Here is a 20,884-nt window from a genome sequence, read left to right as displayed (position 1 = left end):
CAGCGCCGGGTGGCCGCACCGAGCGGGACCACCGCCCGTGCGTCAGCCGCGGAGCAGCGGCGCGATGCTCTCGACGGACCGTCGTGCGGCCGCCGTGGTCGACAGGAAGCCCACGAGGACGATCGCCGCGCCGATCCCGACGACGATCCACCACATCGGGTGCGTGGCCACCGCGAACCCGGACCCGACCGTCGCGACCGCGCTCGCTCCCGTGACCGTCCCGGCGAGGGCGACTCCGAGCGACACCCCGGTCTGCCGGCTGGTCGAGGCGACGGCGGCAGCGGAGCCGGACTGGGCGCGGGGCATCCCCGACACCGCGGTGTTCGTGATGGGTGCGTTCACCATGCCGAACCCGAAGCCGAACAGCACGAACGCCGCCACGAGGACCCACATCGGCGTCGACGCCTGCACGGTCGTCAGGACCGCACCGGCACCGGCGATCCCGATGCCGGCGAGGACGAGCGGCACCCTCGTACCGACGGTGCCGATGAGCCGGCCGGAGATCGGCGACACGAGCATCGTCATCAGGGCGGAGGGAAGCGTCCAGAGGCCCGCCTCGAACGGGGTCATCCCCCGGACCTCCTGGAGGTAGAGCGCGCTGAGGAACAGGAACGCCCCGTTCGCACCGAACGCCACGAGTGCGGTGCCGACGGCGGAGGAGAACGGGATGCTCCGGAAGAACCGGAGGTCGATCAGCGGCTCGGCGGTGCGCCCCTCGACGACCACGAGGGCGACCAGCGCCGCGGCCGCGAGGACGAAGAGTCCGAGCGCGCCAGGCGATGCCCAGCCCAGGCGCGGACCCTCGATGAGACCGCCGACCAGGCTCGCGAGCAGCACGATGACGATGCCCTGCCCGAGCGGGTCGAGCTTCCGCGGCTTCGGCGAACGCGACTCCGGGACGAAGAGGAACGTCAGCACGACCGCGGCGATCCCGATCGGGACGTTGATGAGGAAGATCGCCCGCCACCCCACGGTGTCCGTCAGCGCGCCGCCGACCAGCGGTCCGACGCCCATCGAGACACCGACGACCGCACCCCAGACGCCGACGGCGCGGGCTCGCTCCTTCGCGTCGTCGAAGGTCGCCGTGATGATGCTCATCGCGACCGGGTTCATCATGGACCCGCCGACCGCCTGGACCATGCGGAAGACGACGAGCCAGCCGACACTCGGGGCGAGCGAGCACAGCAGCGACCCGGCCGTGAAGAGCGCGAGCCCGACCTGGAACGTCGTGCGCCGGCCGATGCGGTCCGCCGTCGAACCGGAGAGCAGCAGCAGGCTGGCGAGGACGAGCGTGTAGGCGTCGATGGTCCACTGCAGGCCGGAGATCGTGCTGTGGAGTTCGCGGCCGATGGACGGCAGTGCGACGTTCACCACGGTGGCGTCCATCGACACGATGAACAGGCTCATGCAGCAGACCGCGAGGATCAGGTACCGGTGCCGGTAGCGAGCCGGGAGGCGCGGATCACCCTGCTCGGGCCGGTGCGATCCCGACGTGGTTCGTCGGGTCGTGGACTCAGTGGAAGCCGTCGTCGTCTCCTCGTCCGGGGGTGTTGTGGCCGCCGAGCATGTCGTTGTCGTCCTGGTCGGTGGTCGAGGTCAGCTGGAGCATGGCCATGACGACGACCACGACGACGAAGCTCACGCCGAAGAAGATCAAGGACAGCGTGGGTTCACGCGTCGACATCAGCACGACGAGCCCGACGACGACCGCGATCACGGCGGACATCCCGAGGAGCTCGGCGGGACGCAGACGGTCGCGGCGGGTGGGGGTGCTCATGCGTGTGGTGCTCCGTCCGGGGCGACCGCCGGGGCAGCCGTTCCCCACTTGTGCGAGAGGCCGGCGATCAGGTGGAAGACCGCCGCGATGGCGAGGTAGGCGCCGAGGAGACCGACCAGGACGATCGACGCGTCGAGGGTGCCGGTCACCCGCTCCACCCCGCCGAGCTGCTGCGAGTAGTCCGGCGGCGTCAGCAGGAACGCGATCGCGAGCAACAGCGTGAGGCCGCCGACCGTCGTCCAGTCGCGGGCGAACGGCGAGCGCCGACGGGCCCGCAGACCCTGTGACAGTTCGAGTGCGCCGGTCAGGACGGCGAACGCCACGACCAGGGTGATGAACGCCGGCAGTCCGAGGCCGTTGCACGCGAGCGCCGCGACACCGGCCACGACCGAGAGCGCAGCCTGCGCGAGACCCGAGCGTCGTGAGCGGTCGTCCCCGGGGAGTCGGGACGCGCTGCCCCAGGCGAGCACCGCGCCGTCCACGAGGGCGAAGACACCGAACAGCACCAGGCCGAAGCCGGCCGAGTGGTTCGGGGAGAACGTGATCACCATCGCGATCACGGCTGCCGGAACGGCCCGGAGGACCGGGACCGGCCAGTACCGTGCTCGCTGCGCGGCGTCGTCCACGGAGTGGGACACGGGACCTCTCTCGGGCTGTCGGTTCGTACGGTCGATCCTACCGCCGTCGATGTGGGCACCTGTCCGGCGGGACCGCGGCGGGGTGGGCGGTGCACCCACCCCGCCGGCGCCCTACCCCCGTCCGGCCTGCTGGGCCAACTCCGAGAACAGGTCCGATCCGGAGGACAGGGTCGTCTCAGAGCACAGGGCCGTCTCGGAGCACTGACCCGATCCCGCGCACTGGCCCGCCTGCGTGCACTGGCCCGTCTCGGCGAGATGACCGGACTCGGCGCTCTGCTCGGTGACCTGCCACGACTCGGTGGACTCCGCTCCGTCCTGGGTCCGGCGGTGGCGGAGCATCCACACGACGACCCCGGTGCTCGTCAGCAGGAGCCCGGCCAGCCCCACGAGCGCGAGTCCCTGCACTCCCGTGTAGGCCAGCGCGCCCGCCCGTGGCGGTGCCGGCTGCCCCGGCTCGGTGCCCGCCGGGGTCGAGGCACTCGGTCCGCCCGGTCCGGAGACCGCGCCCGGCAGCCCGCCAGTGCCCGGCGTCGCTGTCGCGTCCGGCCCTCCGGTCCCGCCCGGGCGGTCAGGGTCACCGGGCCCGTCCGGCTCGCCCGGCCCATCAGGCTCACCTGGCCCATCGGGCTCACCTGGCCCGTCCGGCTCACCCGGCTCGTCCGGGTCGACGACCTGGATCGGCACCTCCGGCGACTCCTCGCCACCGTCCGGGTCGGTCGGAGAAGTCCCGGTGGCCACGTTCACCACGTCGGAACCGTCTCCGGAGTACCCCGGGTCGAGTCGCGCGCGGAACTGGAAGGCGTGCTCCTGTCCCGGCCCCAGGTCCCCGCCGCCGGTGCACGTCACCCGCTGCCCCGCAGCCGTGCACGCATCACCCGAGCCACCCGAGCCACCTGGACCACCCGGACCGACGAACGTCAGCTGCGCCGGCAGGTCGTCGACGGCCCCCACGTCCCGCGCCGTCGACGGACCGTCGTTGCGTGCGGTCACGGTGTACTCGAGCTCGTCCCCCGGCTCGACCTGTCCCGGGGTCACGCTCTTGTCGGTCGACACCTGGGCGATCATGGCAACGGGTGCCGCAGCCCGCGAGGTGTTGTCCGACGGGTTCGTGTCGGACAACCCGGGGGCGGTGTCGATCGTCGCCGTGCTCGTGACCTGACCGGAGGCCCCGGGGTCGAGTCGCCCCTCGATCATGATCGTCGCCGCGGCACCGCGGGTGAGTCCGACCGCGGTCGAGACGTCCCCGCTCCCCGACGCGTCGCGGCAGGCCGAGGGGCCGGGCACGCTGCAGGTCCACGTGACGTCACGGAGCTGGTCGGGGACGTCCACCGTCACCGGGCTCGGGTCGGATGCGTTCACCCCGACGTTCGACGCCGTGACGGTGTACCGGACACGGTCCCCGGCGACGACCGGCGGCATGTCGTGCTCGACACGGAGGTCGGCGGGCTGGGCCACACGGAGCGCGTCGATCTCGTGCACGCTCCGGAACGACCCGGTGGCCGCGGTGAAACCCAGCCGGAGGGTCTCCGGGAGCGGCGCCTGGCCCGGGCCCTGCAACTGCACGTGGTCGAGTACGGTGCGGTCGGCACCGCCCGGGAAGGACAGCCGGACGGTGAGGGTCAGGCCGTCGTCCTCGGGCTGCAGGACGACACGCACCTTCCGCGGGACCCGGGAACCGGTCGCCACCCCGCCGTCGATCACGGCGTGCTGGACGAAGCGGTACCCGGTCGTGCCGTCACCGGAACCCCGGATCGTCACGGTGTCGGGGGTGCGACCAGGGCCGCTGTCGTTGAACGGCAGCGAGAAGTTGCCGTACTGGTCGAGGGCCACGGCAGCGAACGCGCCCGGCAGACCGGGCAGCGTGCAGGTCGACTGTCCCTGGGTGTCCGCGGCCCGGCAGGAGTACCCGAGGGCGGCACCGTAGGCGCCGACACCCGGTGGCACGGAGCCGTCGGCCAGGGACAGGAGCAGGCCGTCCGCCCCTTGCGCGTCCTCGGTGTACATCGCGTAGTCGTGCTTGGGTGTTGCTGGGTGGTGCAGATGCGTGTGGGTGGCGGAACCACACGGGTTTGACCGTCGGTGAGATGCGCCGGAAGTAGCCCCGTGGTGGGGCTTTTGCGGACTGCCTGCGGACTAGGAGCGCCTACCGCGCAGCTGCGAAGGGGCGTGGCCATCACGCTTCCGTTTTCGGCCGAGTGATCGGGCTGATTGCTTCCAGGGGTCGCGAGGTCGCGCTAAGTGCTCGCGCACCTCGCTCGGCCAGAAACGGTGTTGACGGCCGACGCGAAATGAGGGGAAGAGGGGGTCTTTGCCCAACTCTCGCGCCTTCCACTCAGAGATGCTCAGCAGCACGGCGAGGCCACTTACATCGACTGCGTTCTCGTCCATGATCGGACCGTAGGACACCAGCGTCGCGACTGATTGAACGTCCAGGAGTGTGGGCGTGTGTTGGGCATCAGACCGTTCGGGCGCTAAGTCCCCCGTCTGGTCAGCCAGGCGCGGCGAGTCGCCACTAGACGCGGTCCGGGACGTCAGGAAGCGTTGTGAGCATGGATTTGGACGACGTGAGTTCGCTTGAGACGGCTGCCGAGTACTTGAAGATGACGCCGGAGAAGCTGCGGCGGATGGCGCATCAAAAGAAGGTGGGTCACATCCGGGCGGGTCGGCAGTACTTGTTCCCCCGGGAGGCACTCGAGACGTATGTGAAGGAGAACATTGTCGAGCGTCTGCCACCGAGCGTGAACCCGTGGGGCATCTCGGACCGTTCGCTACGACGCCTGCGCGAAGAGGACCGACGTGGTCAACAGCGCTGGTAGCACTGGCGAACGCCTACGGCGTCGGTCCGCTCGGTGGAAGGAAGTCCACGCCATCGAGTGCACCCTCGAGCTCTTCCCGTAGCTTCGCGACGATGCGTTTCTGCGTCGGTTCGAGCACGTCGAGTGCTCGCCCGGCGACGCTGGCAGCTTGCCCGAGCCGGCGGAGCAGGTCGCGTCGCTCCAGCAGGGTGTCGGCCCGCTCTACGCCGATGTACTCGCGGAGCTTGTCGAGGTAGGGGCGGCGATGCTTCTCGAATTGGGCGCGTGCTTCGTCCGGGCTGAGGTTGTGGTCGTTGCCGTCCCAGTCGGTGACCGTTGTGCCGTTGATCGAGTCTTCGGCGAGCTGGCGTTCCTCGGTTTCTATCTCACCGAGCAGGCGATGCGGCCAGCGTTGCGCGGCTGTTCGCGCGATGAATGTGGTTGTGGTCCAGGGAACGTGCAGCACCTGATCGTGGACGAAGCCGGGGGAAGCTCGCAGTTCCTCCTGCGTGACTCCCAGGTGCGCTGCTAGGCCGGGAACGTCGAGGACCACAGTGGTGCCGGCACGGTCGCAGTTGAACTCCGCGAGTTGCATGGGCACGAGCCGCAGGAAGATGTGCTCTACGACGTGGAGGTCCCCGGACGACACCCACTCTTTGCGGATGGCTTGGAACTTCCGGTCGAGCTCGATGTACTCGTGCCGGTCGTCCCACAATGCTTCTAGTCGTGCGGGCGACACCCAGCGGCGTTCGCCCTGCCATTGGTCGTCGACGAGCTCGATGCGCACGCGCGGCGGTCGCTTGTCGCCGACGGTGAGGACGACAGCTTCGTGGAACTGCGCAGAGTCGAGGGCAGTGCGGTACGCCCAGGTCTGCCCGAGCTTGACGTCTGACAGCGATGCCATGCCGTCATAGTCTCAGGTGTCTCTCGTTCCTCAGCCCGAACAGGGGCAAGCGCAAGCGTCGCTTGTCCGGGAGGATGGCGACATGGGGACCTCCACTTACTCACAGCGCCAAACTCGCACCCGCGACCTGATTCGGGTGCTCATGGCGCTCCTCGTCGGGTGCGGGCTCGTGTTCGGTACCGCGACGACAGCTCAAGCGGCCGATGACGGTGTGAAGATGCCGAACGTGGTCGGGGTATCGGCGAAGACGGTTCGCGCTTTTCTGAGCGAGGAGGGCTTCGACGTGAAGCTTAAGCCGAAGGCGCACGGGCCGGTGATCATGGCTTCGCACTGGAAGGTCACGAAGCAGAGCGTGAAGGCCGGCGAGCCGATAGAGGCTGGCGACAAGATCACGCTGACGGTGAAGCTGAAGAAGAAGTACGCGCCGGCTGCGACTGACGATGCTGCTGCCCCGTCCGAAGAACCCTCTGAAGACACTTCGGCGTCAGACGTACCGGCCGAATACACTTCTGCACTGCGGTCTGCCCAGAGCTACTCCGACACGATGCACATGTCGAAGGAGGGCATCCGCGCTCAGTTGACCTCTGACGTTGCCGACAAGTTCTCTCCTGAGGCTGCGGCTTACGCCGTCAAGCACGTGAAGGCTGACTGGAACGCGAACGCTCTCGCTAGCGCGAAGAGCTACCAGGAGACGATGAGCATGTCGCCTGAGGCGATCCGTGACCAGCTCACGTCAGACATGGCCGACAAGTTCACGCCGGAGCAGGCGGACTTCGCGGTGCAGCACCTCAACGACTGAGCTCGCACCGCACCACAGAGCCCCGCCAGCGACGTTTCGCTGGCGGGGCTCTGTCACCGGCACCCGGCATCATCACCGCATGGCTGAGCATCAATGGTCTCCCCCGGAGCATCAGGACGTCACCCTGCACCAGCCGGTCGGCTTCGACCCCGAGCTGGCGGGCCCTTTGACTCCGATCGACCCTCCGCAGCCGGTGTGGGCTGACATCAAGTTCGAGCAGATCCCCGAGAAGCTGCACCTGAAGTGCTTTGCTGTGGCGTCATCTGAGGTGGCGGTCCTGGTGCACACCTCATGGCAGGGACGGCTGCAGGAAGTCCTGGTCGACCGTGACTACGTGTTCCGTCGTCAGCTCGACCGGGACGTCCGCTGACTAGCTATCGCAGGGACGGCGCGACGGAGTTCTTCTCGTTAACGTCGATGACCTGCCCGTCGAGGGTGAAGACGTCAACGAGGACGCCGATCCCGAAGAGCCCGAGGGTGAACGTGTAGAGGATGCCGGTGCCGATCTTCCCCATGTAGTAGCGGTGTGCGCCGACGACGCCGAAGAAGTAGATCCACTTGTAGGCGGTGCCGATGTGCTTCTGCGGGCGGGCGTTCGTGTAGGCCTGCTCGGGGGTGGTGGCGGGGGCGGTGCTGGTCATGTGGGGTCTCCTGCTTGGGTCACTGGTGAGCGATCCCCACCTCCGGGAAGGTATCGGCGCAGCGTCGTCGAAGCGACGCCCCCAAGGTGGGGTGGTTCAGCCGCCATCAGTGTCGGAGGGTCCCCGCTACCGTCTCGCTGTGGCTCGTAGACGGCGTGACAGGTGGTCGTTGGGTCCGGCGCTGTCCCTGCCCGAAACGGCGTACGGAGGCCCCGTCTACGACCTGACAGAACCCGACCCTGTGCTGGCATGGCTGCAGTTCCCGGATCGCGTCCTCGAGGTCGACGCGCACGTGATCGCGTGGACTGATCGGGCGGTTCTCGTCGAGTGGGGCTTCGGGCAAGCTGCCGAGACCGCCTGGGTGTGGCGGGAGGCAATACGGCCTCTGTAGACGACAGCCCCCCGCACTAGGCGGGGGGTTAACTGCTGAACTGCCACTCGCTCTCTCACCCGAATCAACCAGACTCCCGGGGCTCGATCCCGGACCTCTCGACGTCTTGCCGACGCCGTACTCCTGCCTCTATGTTCCCAAGGCATGGGCGAAGATTTCACAGGCGGACGATTCGTTACGGTCTCCCCCGAGGCATCTCGACGGATCCTGACCGAATGGCTCTTTCTCAAGACCGTCGCGGACGTCGAGCAACGCCTCCTGTCTGAGGATCGCTACACCGTCCTCGGTCTGGCTCCCCTTCTGCGCAAGCTCTTCGTTGACGCGGAGCCTCTGCTTCAAGCAGTTCGGAGGAACCGTCAGCAGCCCGCCGTCGGTTTTCATCTAAACCCGTTCGTTCCCGCAACCCAGGTGGAGGGCCAGCCTGGATGGCGTATCGCTCTGCAGTTCGGGCGTGACGAACTCGTCGGCGGCGCGAACTCCCCGCGTCGGTCTCCCAAGCAGTTCATGTCTGCCCCAGTGGCGTCCTGGCGGGGTGTGGCGTTGACTGTGCGCGAGATCGTCAAACACTACTCGAACATCGAAGGTGGAGTGCATCTCGGACTGCCAGAGCGCGACTTCAGTGACGTACTGCTCGCCATCTTCCCGCCGTTGTACGACCAAGTTCCCGACCCCGTCCGCATCCTCATTCCGCTGGCCCAGGTGGCAGCCGAAGGTCTCCGCGAGCTGCGCGACGACATCGTCGCCGCCCCTTTTCGCGAGTAGCCAGCTTCCAGTGCCGCACTAGGCTCCAAGCATGCTCATTGCTGACTCCCCCTTCGCGCCCGACACTGCATCGGGCTGGACAACGGTCGCAATCAACTTGGTGATCAGCAGCGCAACAGTTTGGGCTCTCATCCTGACCATGAAGACGAATCGCCGATCTATTAATCGTGATCACGAACGCGATCAGCGGGAGCGCCAAGATGCACTCGAGCATCGCGCGGCACGGCAGGCCGCGTCCGTCCGACTAGCAGTAAAGCGGGAGCGTATTCAGGCAGGAACGGGCCGCGCAACGTACACCCCGTCGATCGTGAACGAATCCGCCAACACAGTCTTCTCGGTGACCGTAGAGTGGGTGCAGGTAGACAGCGACGGTCAATGGCAACGCCGCCGCGACGTGACTGGCCTCATGACGAGGCAGTACATCGGCCGGGTTGCGGGGAGTTCCGCTCAGGACGGCGGGCTTATCTGGGAGAATGACTCTGCTGCCGATGACGAGGCCGATCTACCGCTCCGCCTCACCTTCGTCGACGCGTACGGCGATAAGTGGCAGCTGGACCCCGATCACACGCTGACGTTGCTCGCCGCCGCGACGGTCCGACGTTCGTAGCAGCATCGACGAGAGTTACCCTCGAGCTCCCAAAAAAACCCGAGGGGCATGTCGTCGCACTGAAGCCGCCGACCCTGCGTCATCGCGTCGGGCTCAACCGGCCGTCCTCGTCGAATGCGGCGTCGCGGGGGCCGCCGCGCGCGTGGCCGTGGCGCGACGCCCTCTCGGGGCGAGATCTGAACTAGCCAGTGGTCAAGACGTCGGCGACGAGTCGGACTCGTAGCTTTCACCTGCCCGGTTCTCAACTTCTTCTAGCGTTACAGGAAGCCTGAAAATGGGCACTTCCATACGCATGGTCGCCTCCATAATCCTGTCACGGTGCATCGAGAAAGTGCTCTCGAGCGCGAACTCGTGCACCAGTTCAGTGAATTTGTCTCTCGACTCAGCCACCCCGGGATGGTTAGCAACATTCACGCGTATTACGTACTCGGTCAAGACCTCACAGTGAGGCTCTTCCTCATCTTCGCCCTGTATGACTATTTCGAAGCGGGAACCAACCTGCACAACCGTTTCAGTCTCAAAGTTGAGATCCGAAACCGCTACCGAAATCTGCGCCGTCGAACGCCCCACCGGTATCGCAACTCCACGGCTGGCTTTCATATCCGTGAGGAATACGTCAAGAAGCTTGAGGTCAGATTCCACTGCGCACCCTACGAGCCTTTCGATCGCTATGGCGGCCGACCGCATCGGTCCCCAACTGGTAGGCGTCGGCGGAGAACCTTATCCGAGCGACGTCGTAGTAGCTAATCCCCGTCGATGGCTCGTGCGTACCGGTGTACCGAAGGGGGCCGATGGCCTCGAGCGCGGGGTCAGCAGCTTCACGGTGCCAATGCACTGAGGTAACGCCGGCGGGAGAAGCGCCCACCTGCTCAAAATGATCGACAACAGAGCAATAGGGGTCCCGTTTGGCTACGAGTTCGATTTTGACGGACCGACCAAGCAAACTTAGGTATCGAACGAAAGCCTCGAAGCGCAAGGTATCTTCGCCAGAAAAAACGCGCTGCACACGATCTACAGGAACACCGAGGGTTTTAGCGATACCCGCGTAATCCAGAGCACCCGAATCATTTATCACGCGTTCAAACAGTTCTTCAAGCTTCAACTGCGCTTCTGCCAGCGCTAGCTCCGCTCGGCCTCTAGGATCAGACTCAATCTGCTCGACGAAGCTTGCACCTTCATGCTGCTCGGTCATAAGCCAGATCCTCCTCTTTGACTTCGATTGCTTCGTCGATGTTATCATCGCCTGAATAACGGCCCGTTTTTCCAAAGCAGAATCCGAGTCGAATCTGCTCCGCGAAAATCGGATACTGCCACATCTCATCGGATTCCCCGCGGTGCCCTTCAGCACGACTCCCAACCCGCTCATGCGTCACGCAAGCACCCTTGCCGTCGGTGTCGTAGAAAGTCACTCGCTTAGCCGCACGCTTGAACTCCCACAGGCCGTCTTCTAGGTCGTTCACCTGCCGCGTACTGTCCGGCACACCCTTATTTGCGAAGGCGGTGATGATTCGAACGAGAACGGCGCGGTCATTAGGTTGCGCTTCGTCCGGCCACGGATCGCCGTCCTGACGGTCCGGATCGGCTTCCCAGGTGCCCCTACTTAGAGTGGCAAGGAACTCTTGGGCGGGCTGCGAGCCGTCTTCGCGAACGCTGAACCAGACCTTGTGGACAGCCCCGTGGATGAACAAGCTCCGCATCACCACTCCCGGCCTCCAGCTGAGCACATCGATTCAGTATGACGCAGCAGGCTGAGAGGAGCAATGCGGGCATCCGCGGTGGGGAGCCATACCGCCACATGCCCTGCCACTCCGACGAAGCCGCACCAAGCAGGTCGAGCGGCTTGGACTTGCCGTCGGTGCTGTAGCGCCACTCGCCGCTGGCCTGGGACTGCTGCAGCTTCGGTTGACTCCTGACCTGTGAGGATCTGGTCCTCGCTGGAAGGATGTCGATCATGGCCTGCCGGGTGTTGGGCTTCACGAAGCAGGCGTTCTATGCATGGCGAAAGGACCCGGTGAGCCGTCCCTAGATGTACTCACACGCGGGGTGGAGCCGTAGTCAAACCTGGCCCCCGCTGGGGCAGCAGCGCCTGCCGCAGCATGCGTTCGGCAGGGCGTTCGACGAACCGGAAGACGGCACCGGACAGGGCGACGCAGGTCACGATGACCCACCCCAGAAGCGGCAGGCCCGTCCCGGTTGAACTCTTTTCACCGAAAACGTGCACTACGGCGGTGATGACGAGCATCTGGATGAGGTAGAGCGCGAAGGACCACTGCCCGAGCGCTACGTGCACACGACCGCGGAGGCCTGTTCCCAACCCGAACAAGTCCGAGGCCGCTGCCGCCACGATGAGCGCAACCGAGACCGGCAAGAACGCCAGATCGAGCAGCCCATACGGGAGGGTGCTCAGCCCGACCCGCCCAGCAAGCACCGAGTTCGCCAGAGCCAGGAGCGCGTACCAGGCCGCTCCGAGGGCGACCACGTACCCCAGGCGAACCCTCGGACGCCAGCCAGCACGGAACTCACCCGCGACGATGATGCCGAGCACGAACTCTCCCAAGCGGTACAACGGATTCGTGTATGAGCTGACGATCGCAGCGTTCGGCACGTCGAGCCGAGTCAGGCCGAAGTAGCCAGCGTTCCACACGGCCATCGCGATCACCACGGCAGCAGCGATCACGAGCCGATGCCGACCGCTGGTCCGCATCAGGGGGCGGATGACGAACGGAAACACCAGGTAGAAGAACATCTCCACCGAGAGCGACCAGCTCGGGCCGTTCCCGCCGGCGCGCCACGACTCCGGACCCCACGCTTGCAGGAGCGGCACCGACGCAGCGACACTCATCCAGTTGTTCGCGCCAGTCAATGACGCGAGCACCACGGCGGCGACGAGCGTCGCGAGGTGCAGTGGGTAGATGCGGGCGAACCGCTTCACCCAGAAGTGCGAAGTCCGGTCGGTGGGCCGCCATGTCCACGCGAGGATGAAGCCCGACAGGACGAAGAAGAAGCCGACGCCGATTGCCCCGATCTCCGACAGCTCCGAGAGAACTGGCACGGGAGCCAGCCGTGGCACTGCATGGCAAAGCAGCACGGCGAATGCCGCGTAGAACCGAAGTCCGGTCAGGCTGTCCAAGCGAGCACGGTGCGGCTCGGTGTCGACGGACGTCATTCATTGCCCCCACTGATCGAATCGCGCTGAATCTAGCAGGACTCGCAGCATCGATGGATGACGAGAAGACCCCCTGAGTTCCCGGAGGAACCCAAGGGGGTCTGTCGGTTTGCGCTTTGGTCAGCCCCAGGTGCGGGCACCGATGTGGCGATCTGCGGTTCCCGTGAGGATCACGGCACTGGTGCAGAGGATCGCCCCGTCTCCGACGTACGTGTGGCCGGGGTACGTCCCATCGAGACGCTTCCGACCGATGGTGACGTGGTGGCAGATGCGGACGTCGTCCCCGATCTTCAGTCGAAGCCCATCGCGTAGCCCACCCGGCGGAGAAGTGCGCCGAGCACCGGAACACGCCGGTACTCGACATCATCGAAGTCAACCCCACGATGGTGAGGCTTCAAGATGGGATCACAGGGGCGGCGAAATGACGAACGCCCCCTTGACCTCCCGAAGGAGGTCAAGGGGCCCCTGCCGTTCTCGCTATGGCGTCGGGGTGACTCGCGAGAGGGCTGCGTCCAGTTCGTACTGAATCGCGGTGGCCCACACCTGGTAGCCCGGGCCAGTCGGGTGCACGCCGTCAGCGGGGTTAACGAGCGTGCTGAGCGCACGTCCGTCGTTGAGGAACGCTTGGTACGTGTCGATGGCGTCGATGCCGGCGGACTGACGAGCCCAGGCGAGTGTCAGAGCACGGCGTGCCCGATGCCCATCAGTGCCGGGGTCCGCCACCGTGCGGGGGTTCTGCGTGAGCACGATGCGGGAACTCGTCGGCTTGTCTGCGGTCACACCCGTCACCCACGCGGACAGTCGCGACGCCCAGAGCGCGTTCCGCACCTGGTAGTCGTTGTGACTGCTGCTGAAGAACGTAGCGAGCTGCCCGTAGTTCGGCGACATGTGCCGCATGTACTGGGTGAGGTAGCTCGCCGTGGTGCCCGCAGGGGTGTCGAACGGGGTCTGGTAGTCGTAGCCGAGGCCTCCGCCGGAGCGGCCGGACATGAGCCAGGTCACGACCGGAGTGCCCTCGAGGGTCGGTTCGTACTGACCGATCGAACGCGCCCAGTGCTCGGGCATGATCGGCACGATGTTCGGGCCGTTGATGCCGTCGCGTACCTGGATGGCGTAGATCCTCGTGCCGGCCGTCAGTGAGTTGCTGCCGCGGTGTCCGACGATGTAGCGCGAGCTCGACGGGTTCAGGGCGACCACGCCCGTCGTGGTCTGCGTCGTCCCGACCTGAGTCCAGGTCACGCCCTCGGTGGACGTGTAGAACTTCACGTCGTTGCCGCTCGCGCCGTTGTCGACGTCGTGCACGACGCGCACCCACGCGTCTGTGTTGTCCGCCAGGGCCACGGGAGCGCTGGAACTCTTGTCCACCAGTGTGCTGCCGTCCGCGTTGTAGGCGCTGTAGCGCAGCGTGCCGGTGGGATTGATCAGGAGCAGCCACGACCGCGACGCGTCGTTGGTCGACTTCCCGATGATGGCCTGCGTCTCACCGGGCACGTAGCTGGGCATGCGCAGGTTCACGCGCGCGTCGAGGTCACCGGTCACGTTCGGGCCGACCGACTGCGGGCCGGACCGCTGCGACGACGTGCCCGGTGCCATCACGAGCGCGCGCCGCATAGCGTCAGCCGGGCTGCTGAGGACAACCGGCTGGTCGAAGTCCGACGTCGTCTCGTTCCACTTCCGGTAGTGGTGAACGAGTGCCGGGAAGCGCGCGGCGACGGAGTTGGCGAGCAGCCGGAACCAGGCGGTATCGGGCACGGTAGTGCTGTCACCGGTTGCCTGGATCGCGAACGATTGGTTGCCTTCCGCGAGCGCGACGGCTGCGCCAAGGAAGGCGTCCCCGGTCGGCCGCTGCTTCCGAGAGTTGAGGACTACCGCAGCACCTTCGGGGGTATCTGGGTCGGTCAGGTTCTGCGCGAGTCGCGCCCGTACGGCGTCTGGGAACTGCTTTGTGTCCGAATCGACGGATGGAAGAAGGGGCTTGCCCATGATGACCTCCTGGTTAGAATGAAACGGTTCTCGTGGCTGGTAGCCGCGTGCGGTGTTAGGCACCGGTTAGTGAGATGAGGGTCCGGAGAGGGGACGAAAGCCGGTCGCAGCCGCCCTGTCGCGGCGTTCTGGGCCCTTTGGGAAAAATGCCAGGGAGATATCGGCTTTATACCTCTGGGGGGGCCGTGGCCGGGAGGGGAGGGGGTCTCCCCCATCTCCTCCCGGCCGTCACGGTTGTCTTGCGCGGTCGCTGCTCCGCGCCGCTGAAGTCCTACAGCTCGCTGAAGCCGGAGAGCTCGTCGGGCTTCGGCAGGCTTGTCGACATGGCGACGTAGAGCGCCTGTCCCTGATCGGTCCCGTCGATGTCTCTCGTGATGGAGTGCAGTTCCTTGAGTTCGCTGTATCGATCGGGCTCGAGGTCCGTGTACTCCTCGATGAGGCCGTACCAGGACTGGTCGAACGCGGTTGACACGATCGCCTTGACAAGCAGCGTGTCGCCGGCCTGACGTGCGGCCTTGAGTGCTGCGGTCGCGATGCTGGCGTCTTCGTATCGGATGGCCCTGTCGATCGAGTCACGCATGAGTGCGACCTTCGCGGGGTCGTGCTGGTCGATGCTGTTGAGTCCGAACAGTTGCTGCTTGAGGCGGTTCTGCCGCTGCTCGAGCTCGGTTCGCCGGCCGGTTGTGATGGCGTCCATCTGCTTCCGGGTGTCGGACCAGAGGATGGAGAGGGCTTCCTGCTTCCCGGCGGCACTGAGACGGGAGTCCCCCCGGACCTGCTCCGTTTCACGGGAGTACCGCGTCTGCAGCTTGAGGGCTTCTTCTGTGTACTTCTGCGAGATGTTGCTGGACATGCTGGTTCTCCTAATGAGTTGAGTTGTGGCCGCAGTCACGGGTCATGCGGCGGCTCAGTCGGGCTGGGCTCTGTAGTTGTTGTGCGCGTCGTCCTGAGATGGGCAGACACCCGTCCTGATCCCCTCGACATCGACGAAGCAGCCAGGGACCCTGCACAGGGACTGTCCGATCGGTGTCACATCCCAGGTGGTCACCGAGGGGGCAGGGACGGAAGGAGCAGGGTCAGTGATCTCGCCTGTCTCGTTGTCAACGAACCAGTCACCTTCGTTGTCCTGGGCCTGTCCTTCGCCTGTGCCTGTGCCTGTGCCTGTGCCTGTGCCTACGTTCTGCGTCACGTCACTCGTCTCGTAACGCGTTACGTCACTCTCTGAGTTGTTGAAGCCGACACGCTTGGCCGTCTTCTGCCGTTCTCGTTCGCGCCAACGACGTTGACGTTCACGAGCGTTGGCCTTGTACGTGTCAACCTCGGTCGAGGTCGACTGGCCAAGAGCGCCGGCCCAGTCGCGCAGGAGGTATCCGTCCTCCTGGCGTTCCCAGAACTTGAGCGCCTCGAGATCGTCGATGGCTTCTTGCTTCTCGCCGTCTGGGTGGAGCATCTTGAGGTAGCGGGTGGGGATGAAGCCGTCCGTGCCGTTCTCGTTGGACCACATGAGAGCAGCTGTGAAGATCCGCCAGCTTGTGTCCGTGAGCTCGTCGAACCGCATGTTGTTCAGCCATTCGCCTCGGAGTCGCGAATCGGTCATCTCCCCTCCCTTCGGTGGGTGAGGGTGCTGCCGGCAGGGGGAACCGGCAGCACCCCGGTCTGGGTCACGGCCAATCGGCGGTGGTGGGGTTGTCGGCGTCGGATGCGGCCTCGATCAGGCAGACGGCGAGCCGACGGGCTTGGTTGCTGTCGAGGCGTGTCACGAGGGCGGACACCATGAGCTCGACGGACCCGACGGCGGCGGACACTTCGATCGGGTTGCCGCCCTTCACCGCTACGGCACCCACTAGCAGGGCACCTCAGCGGCGTTGAGCTCAGCAGCGAGCGCCACTGCGCTGTTGTAGTGCGCGATGAAGAAGGCCAGGCGTTCGGGAGTGAGCGGGACGTCGTCGTCGACGAGAAAGCCAGCGACGTACCAGTTGGACTCGGCCTCAGGGATCTCCTCGGAGGCGGCGTACTTGATGACCTCTATGCGGGTGTCTTGAGCAGTGACGACGGACGCCTTGTGCTGCAGCAGGTCCCCCCAGGTAAGGAGGTGCGGCGTTCCGTAGCTGTAGCAACCGGCCTCGGTGCATGGCACGAGGACAACGGCTGAGCTGTCGATGTCGTGCCAGTGGATGTCTCGGGCGTCTGCTACCGTGACGATCGTCTTGTTCATGGTGTCTCCTGCGGGGATGTTGTGGATGGTGCCCTCGACCGAGTTGCCGCTCTGGTCGGGGGCCTTTTTGGTTTCGCGTTGGTTGGACCGCGCTCTCGTCACGATGCCTCCGCGAACTGCGCCTCGATGTAGCTCGCGATGTCGGACTCGCGTATGAACAGGCGACCGCCGATCTTGGCGACCTTGATGGGGCAGGTCTTCTGTCGGATCCACCAGCGCATGGCGGTTTCGGTCTTCCGTACGAGGGGCGCGGCTTCCTCGATGGTGAGCAACTTCGTCGTCATCTCGACTCCTTCACAAATTCGTTGCGACCAACTAACGCCAGTGTGACCTCAGAAACGTTGGCTGTCAAGCACACAAGTGTGAAAGAGTGTGGGACGTGGCTGAAGACAAGTACTCCCCGCACGAGATCGCGTTCGCTCACGAGGCCGCGCGCAGGCGGGAGCAACGTGGGTGGACTCTCGGAGAGATGGCAGACGCTCTGCGTAGCGAGGGCATTGACTACGCCAACTCGATGACCGTGTCACGCACTGAGAAGTTGCAGCGGCCGATCCGTATGAACGAGGCTCTCGCGTACGCCCGCATCTTCCAGACGTCGGTCGACCAGATGACCAGTACAGGCAAGATTGATCGCGAGATCTTGACGGCGAATGAGCTCGCCGAGATGGTGCACAACTTCATGGAAACAGTGCTTGCGCAGGTTGGACACGTCCGCTGGAACTGGTTGGAGGCCCGCAAGGTGCGGGACGAGCTGATGAACCGGGAAGCGTCAGAGATGACTCCAAGCCAGCAGGAGCGCCATGCGGAGGTCGTCCGACGGCTCGATGCCTTGATTGCTACGAACGTCCCTGCCGAGCTCGAGAGAGCTTGGAACGAGGCACCGGGACTATGAGCAGCATCCGCCAGCGGCCGGACGGTAAGTGGCGGGCACGCTACCGAGACGATGAAGGCAAGGAACATTCCCGCCACTTCGAGCGCAAGCGTGACGGGCAGGCTTGGTTGGACGAGGTCGCATCCTCCCGACTGACGGGCACGTACGTTGCGCCGGCCGCGTCGAAGGTGACGCTGGCCACGTTCTACGCGCAGTGGGCACCGATGCAGGTGTGGGCGGCTGGGACGCGCAGGAATGCGGACTACGCGGTCGACTCCTGCACCTTCCGAGACGTGCCTTTCGGGAAGCTTCGACGGTCGCACGCGGAAGCGTGGGTCAAGGCCATGCAGTCGAACCTCGCTGCCTCGACGATCCAGACGAGGGTGCGCTACGTAGGCGGTGTGCTGAAGGCGGCCGTGCTCGACCGCGCGCTCGCCACGGATCCGACGAAGGGCCTGCGCCTACCCGCCGTCCGTCGCATCGAGCACACGATGCGCATCCCAACCCCGGCCGAGGTTCAGGCCGTACGGGAGGCTGCCGAGCCGTTCCTGCGTCCGCTGCTCGACGTCATGGCGTTCGCTGGGCTGCGCATCGGTGAGGGCGCAGCGGTGCAGACCGCCGACGTGCGCTGGTTGCAGCAGGAGCTCCACGTCGCGCGCCAGATCCAAAACCGACCGGGCGGTGTCCGTGAGGTGTGCCCGCCCAAGCACGGCAGCGAGCGCGTCGTGCCAGTGCCGTCTGAGTTGGCCCTGCGGCTGTCTGCGCACCTTACTGAGGTCGGCGAGCATGTCGGCGGATGGTTCTTGCCTGGTAGCCCGCCGTCACCGGACGCTTTGCGCCGCTGGTTTGAGAAGGCGTGTCGGGCCGCTGGCGTCGAGGGCATCACGCCGCACGACTACCGGCATTTCTACGCCTCCGGGTTGATTCGGGCAGGCCTCGACGCTGTGTCTGTCTCTCGAGCAATGGGGCACGCGTCGCCGTCCATCACATTGAACATCTACGCCCACCTGTTCCCGGATGCTGCGGACCGGACGCGAGCAGCCGCGGCCGACCTGCTGGCATCGACGACGGCTTTTGCGGACCAGGTGCGGACTTGCGGGGCGTGAGCACCCCTCCTCACTCGGGAGTACGGGCGTCTGCAGACTGCATCGCGTAGTCGAACTCGATGTCGAGTCCACGGTCGGACGGGAACGAGTCGTCCATCGCCCAGGCACCCGCAGCGTTGAAGACGGCGTCCGTCAGGCGGAGTCGACCGTCGACGATGTGGGCGTCACCGCTCAGCGTGCCGCCGTCCGCGGTGGCGAACCCGGTCGAGAACGGGAAGGTGAGATCGTCCGCCGCGGCGGTCCCGTTGACGCCGAGCGGGGTCGCCGCGCCCAGAGCGACGGCGACCGCCGCCCCGGCTGCCCAACGCCGCAGCCCCCGTCGAGCAGCCCGGCGACGGAGCCCTGGCCGGACGTCCGGAGGTGCGGGGACGGGAGGTGGACCGGTGCGCTTCGTGTCATGTGTCATGCCACGATCGTGGCGTCGCCGGGTTCACCCCCCGCGGCCTGGTCGACGGCCTGTGGAGCGATGCCGTGAGCCTGGCTGCTGTGCAGGAGGAGCCGGTCAGGGGGTGGGCGGCCCTCCCGGGACTACGCCACCCAGACGGTGGTGTGCCCGGGGAGCTCGCCGTCGGTGAGCGGCGCGGACGTCACCACGACCGCCCCCTCGGGCATCGGCACCGGCTCGGCGCCGAAGTTCGTGTACGACCGCCACCCGTCGTGCCGTGCGAACGCGACCACCTCGGGCGACGACGTCTCGATCCACTCGAGCTCCTCGCCCTGCTGCAGGCGCCGACGGGCAGACAGCGCCTCCCGGTAGAAGGACAGCGTCGAACCGGGCACCCGGTCCTCGGCCTCGACGCTCGAGGCGCCGAAGTCCGACGGCTGCGGCAGGTGCGGTGCGGCGTCACCGAAGCCGAACGAGGGCCCGGTCTCGGTCCAGGGGATCGGCACCCGGCAGCCGTCCCGGCCCTTGACGGTGTGCCCGGTCCGGGGCCACTTCGGGTCCTGCAGCTGGTCGTGCGGGATCGCGGGCGCCTCGTGCAGGCCGAGTTCCTCGCCCTGGTACACGTAGGACGACCCGGGCAGCGCGAGGACGAGGAGGGTCGCAGCCCGCGCGCGTCGGAGTCCCCCGTCACGGTCGAGTGGCGGCGTCTGCCCGTCCGTCATCAGCCACTCGTCGGTGTCCGTACCGTCGGGCAGCCCGTACCGGGTGGCGTGCCGCACGACGTCGTGGTTCGAGAGCACCCACGTGCTCGAGCCCCCGGAGGTCTGCGCTCCGTCCAGGTTCTGCGCGATGAGCGTGCGGAACTCGGTCGCGTCGAACGGCGCCTCGAGGAGGTCGAAGTTGAACGCCTGCCCGAGCTCGGTCGGCCGGGCGTACAGGACGCGGCGGGGCGCCGGCGCCCAGGCCTCGGCGATCGCGGCACGGGGCGGCGAGTAGCTGTTGAGCACCTTCCGCCAGGCGGCGAAGATCTCGTGCACCTCGTCGCGGTCGTACAGCGGGTCTGAGCCGTCGAGCGGCAGCTGCTGTTCGTTCGACGGGCGGTACGGCTCCGACAGGTCCTTCGCGAGCCCGTGCGCGACGTCCACGCGGAATCCGTCGACCCCGCGGTCGGACCAGAAGCGCAGGGTGTGCTCGAAGTCCTGGTGGACCTCGGGGTTGGACCAGTCCAGGTCGGGCTGTTCCGGCGCGAACAGGTGCAGGTACCACTGTCCGTCAGGGACCCGGGTCCAGGCGCTGCCGCCGAAGTTGGACACCCAGTCGCTCGGCGGCTGCTCGCCGTCCGTCCCGGCACCCTCGCGGAAGACGTAGCGCGCCCGTTCCGGGGAACCGGGCGCCGCGGCGAGCGCGGCACGGAACCACTCGTGCTGGTCCGAGGTGTGGTTCGGCACGAGGTCGACGATCACGCGCAGGTCGTGCTCGTGGGCGGCGTGGATGAGCTCGTCGATCTGATCGAGGGAACCGAGCTTCGGGTCGACGTCGCGGTAGTCGGCGACGTCGTACCCGCCGTCGGCGAGGGGCGACGGGTAGAACGGCGAGAGCCAGAGCGCGTCCACACCGAGTTCCGCCAGGTAGGGCACCCGGCTGGTGACGCCGGCGATGTCCCCGATGCCGTCCGCGTCCGAGTCGGCGAAGCTGCGCGGGTACACCTGGTAGACGACGGCCTGCCGCCACCAGTTCGGGTCGGTGGTGCGGGGCGTGTCGCTCGGCGTGCGTCTCGGGGTCACCTGGCCGACACTACCGACGGCTGCTCCGCGTGTCGGGAGGCCCGGACACGCCCGCCTGGT

Annotated in this window: 25 protein-coding genes; 7 read left to right on the top strand and 18 right to left on the bottom strand. The window is 66.4% G+C overall.

Going from position 1 to position 20,884, the window contains the following annotated elements:
• Positions 1-42: 42 nt before the first annotated feature.
• The 4 genes from DEJ25_RS09795 to DEJ25_RS09780 form a co-directional block, all read right to left on the bottom strand.
• Positions 43-1,425, bottom strand: a complete 1,383-nt coding sequence (locus tag DEJ25_RS09795) for a DHA2 family efflux MFS transporter permease subunit (RefSeq protein WP_258366278.1) — start codon at positions 1,423-1,425, stop codon at positions 43-45.
• 88 nt (positions 1,426-1,513) lie between these two features.
• Positions 1,514-1,777: a hypothetical protein gene (locus DEJ25_RS09790; RefSeq protein ID WP_110905010.1), complete on the bottom strand. Its 264-nt coding sequence runs from the start codon at positions 1,775-1,777 to the stop codon at positions 1,514-1,516.
• Complete coding sequence (locus DEJ25_RS09785; protein ID WP_258366276.1) at positions 1,774-2,415, bottom strand: DUF308 domain-containing protein; 642 nt, start codon at positions 2,413-2,415, stop codon at positions 1,774-1,776. Before DEJ25_RS09785 ends, DEJ25_RS09790 begins: the two co-directional genes overlap by 4 nt.
• 111 nt (positions 2,416-2,526) lie before the next feature.
• Positions 2,527-4,419, bottom strand: coding sequence for a DUF11 domain-containing protein (locus DEJ25_RS09780; RefSeq protein ID WP_111044563.1), 1,893 nt, complete (start codon positions 4,417-4,419; stop codon positions 2,527-2,529).
• A 545-nt stretch (positions 4,420-4,964) separates the two neighbouring features.
• On the opposite strand from DEJ25_RS09780, the gene DEJ25_RS09775 reads away from it, so the two are divergent.
• The gene (locus DEJ25_RS09775) at positions 4,965-5,231 is read left to right on the top strand and encodes an excisionase family DNA-binding protein (protein WP_146240657.1); all 267 of its coding nucleotides are present in this window, start codon (positions 4,965-4,967) and stop codon (positions 5,229-5,231) included.
• A gap of 13 nt (positions 5,232-5,244) precedes the next feature.
• On the opposite strand, the gene DEJ25_RS09770 is transcribed toward DEJ25_RS09775, so the two are convergent.
• On the bottom strand, positions 5,245-6,114 hold the full coding sequence (locus DEJ25_RS09770; RefSeq protein WP_111044561.1) for a hypothetical protein: 870 nt from the start codon (positions 6,112-6,114) through the stop codon (positions 5,245-5,247).
• An 82-nt stretch (positions 6,115-6,196) separates the two neighbouring features.
• Between DEJ25_RS09770 and DEJ25_RS09765 the strand changes: the two genes are divergently transcribed.
• Positions 6,197-6,913, top strand: a complete 717-nt coding sequence (locus DEJ25_RS09765) for an Ltp family lipoprotein (protein ID WP_258366466.1) — start codon at positions 6,197-6,199, stop codon at positions 6,911-6,913.
• 79 nt (positions 6,914-6,992) lie between these two features.
• Positions 6,993-7,283 carry a hypothetical protein gene (locus DEJ25_RS09760; protein WP_111044560.1) on the top strand — a complete coding sequence of 97 codons (291 nt, stop codon included), beginning with the start codon at positions 6,993-6,995 and terminating at the stop codon, positions 7,281-7,283.
• Between the two features lie 4 nt (positions 7,284-7,287).
• Here the strand turns inward: DEJ25_RS09760 and DEJ25_RS09755 are convergent, their stop codons facing one another.
• Complete coding sequence (locus tag DEJ25_RS09755; protein WP_111044559.1) at positions 7,288-7,554, bottom strand: TM2 domain-containing protein; 267 nt, start codon at positions 7,552-7,554, stop codon at positions 7,288-7,290.
• A 535-nt stretch (positions 7,555-8,089) separates the two neighbouring features.
• Between DEJ25_RS09755 and DEJ25_RS09750 the strand changes: the two genes are divergently transcribed.
• Together DEJ25_RS09750 and DEJ25_RS16420 are read left to right on the top strand one after the other, a co-directional pair.
• A complete protein-coding gene (locus DEJ25_RS09750) occupies positions 8,090-8,707 on the top strand; it encodes a hypothetical protein (RefSeq protein ID WP_111044558.1) in 618 nt (205 codons plus the stop codon).
• Between the two features lie 31 nt (positions 8,708-8,738).
• Positions 8,739-9,314: a hypothetical protein gene (locus DEJ25_RS16420; protein WP_146240656.1), complete on the top strand. Its 576-nt coding sequence runs from the start codon at positions 8,739-8,741 to the stop codon at positions 9,312-9,314.
• A 192-nt stretch (positions 9,315-9,506) separates the two neighbouring features.
• On the opposite strand, the gene DEJ25_RS09740 is transcribed toward DEJ25_RS16420, so the two are convergent.
• The 10 genes from DEJ25_RS09740 to DEJ25_RS09705 form a co-directional block, all read right to left on the bottom strand.
• A complete protein-coding gene (locus tag DEJ25_RS09740; protein ID WP_146240655.1) occupies positions 9,507-9,956 on the bottom strand; it encodes a hypothetical protein in 450 nt (149 codons plus the stop codon).
• Positions 9,946-10,506: a hypothetical protein gene (locus DEJ25_RS16415; protein WP_146240654.1), complete on the bottom strand. Its 561-nt coding sequence runs from the start codon at positions 10,504-10,506 to the stop codon at positions 9,946-9,948. The genes DEJ25_RS09740 and DEJ25_RS16415 overlap by 11 nt, the downstream gene beginning before the upstream one ends.
• The gene (locus DEJ25_RS16410) at positions 10,490-11,011 is read right to left on the bottom strand and encodes a hypothetical protein (protein WP_146240653.1); all 522 of its coding nucleotides are present in this window, start codon (positions 11,009-11,011) and stop codon (positions 10,490-10,492) included. The genes DEJ25_RS16415 and DEJ25_RS16410 overlap by 17 nt, the downstream gene beginning before the upstream one ends.
• A gap of 335 nt (positions 11,012-11,346) precedes the next feature.
• Complete coding sequence (locus tag DEJ25_RS09735) at positions 11,347-12,444, bottom strand: acyltransferase (protein WP_181427398.1); 1,098 nt, start codon at positions 12,442-12,444, stop codon at positions 11,347-11,349.
• A gap of 513 nt (positions 12,445-12,957) precedes the next feature.
• The gene (locus tag DEJ25_RS09730) at positions 12,958-14,232 is read right to left on the bottom strand and encodes a hypothetical protein (protein WP_111044554.1); all 1,275 of its coding nucleotides are present in this window, start codon (positions 14,230-14,232) and stop codon (positions 12,958-12,960) included.
• A gap of 502 nt (positions 14,233-14,734) precedes the next feature.
• The gene (locus DEJ25_RS09725; protein WP_111044553.1) at positions 14,735-15,316 is read right to left on the bottom strand and encodes a hypothetical protein; all 582 of its coding nucleotides are present in this window, start codon (positions 15,314-15,316) and stop codon (positions 14,735-14,737) included.
• A gap of 54 nt (positions 15,317-15,370) precedes the next feature.
• Positions 15,371-16,060, bottom strand: a complete 690-nt coding sequence (locus DEJ25_RS09720) for a hypothetical protein (protein WP_146240652.1) — start codon at positions 16,058-16,060, stop codon at positions 15,371-15,373.
• A 64-nt stretch (positions 16,061-16,124) separates the two neighbouring features.
• A complete protein-coding gene (locus tag DEJ25_RS09715; protein ID WP_111044551.1) occupies positions 16,125-16,307 on the bottom strand; it encodes a hypothetical protein in 183 nt (60 codons plus the stop codon).
• Positions 16,307-16,678, bottom strand: a complete 372-nt coding sequence (locus tag DEJ25_RS09710; protein WP_146240651.1) for a hypothetical protein — start codon at positions 16,676-16,678, stop codon at positions 16,307-16,309. The genes DEJ25_RS09715 and DEJ25_RS09710 overlap by 1 nt, the downstream gene beginning before the upstream one ends.
• A gap of 98 nt (positions 16,679-16,776) precedes the next feature.
• Positions 16,777-16,962: a helix-turn-helix domain-containing protein gene (locus DEJ25_RS09705; RefSeq protein WP_111044549.1), complete on the bottom strand. Its 186-nt coding sequence runs from the start codon at positions 16,960-16,962 to the stop codon at positions 16,777-16,779.
• A 95-nt stretch (positions 16,963-17,057) separates the two neighbouring features.
• Between DEJ25_RS09705 and DEJ25_RS09700 the strand changes: the two genes are divergently transcribed.
• Positions 17,058-17,570, top strand: a complete 513-nt coding sequence (locus DEJ25_RS09700) for a helix-turn-helix transcriptional regulator (RefSeq protein ID WP_146240650.1) — start codon at positions 17,058-17,060, stop codon at positions 17,568-17,570.
• A complete protein-coding gene (locus DEJ25_RS09695) occupies positions 17,567-18,655 on the top strand; it encodes a site-specific integrase (protein WP_111044547.1) in 1,089 nt (362 codons plus the stop codon). The genes DEJ25_RS09700 and DEJ25_RS09695 overlap by 4 nt, the downstream gene beginning before the upstream one ends.
• A gap of 10 nt (positions 18,656-18,665) precedes the next feature.
• On the opposite strand, the gene DEJ25_RS09690 is transcribed toward DEJ25_RS09695, so the two are convergent.
• Both DEJ25_RS09690 and DEJ25_RS09685 read right to left on the bottom strand, forming a co-directional pair.
• Positions 18,666-19,061: a hypothetical protein gene (locus tag DEJ25_RS09690; RefSeq protein WP_111044546.1), complete on the bottom strand. Its 396-nt coding sequence runs from the start codon at positions 19,059-19,061 to the stop codon at positions 18,666-18,668.
• Positions 19,062-19,183: 122 nt separating this feature from the next.
• Positions 19,184-20,824: a glycoside hydrolase family 13 protein gene (locus DEJ25_RS09685; protein ID WP_111044545.1), complete on the bottom strand. Its 1,641-nt coding sequence runs from the start codon at positions 20,822-20,824 to the stop codon at positions 19,184-19,186.
• Positions 20,825-20,884: the final 60 nt, after the last annotated feature.

Source organism: Curtobacterium sp. MCPF17_011 (assembly GCF_003234145.1).
Taxonomy (GTDB): domain Bacteria; phylum Actinomycetota; class Actinomycetes; order Actinomycetales; family Microbacteriaceae; genus Curtobacterium.
The sequence above is the reverse complement of the archived record's forward strand: the minus strand, read 5'-3'. Positions and strand labels throughout refer to the sequence as shown.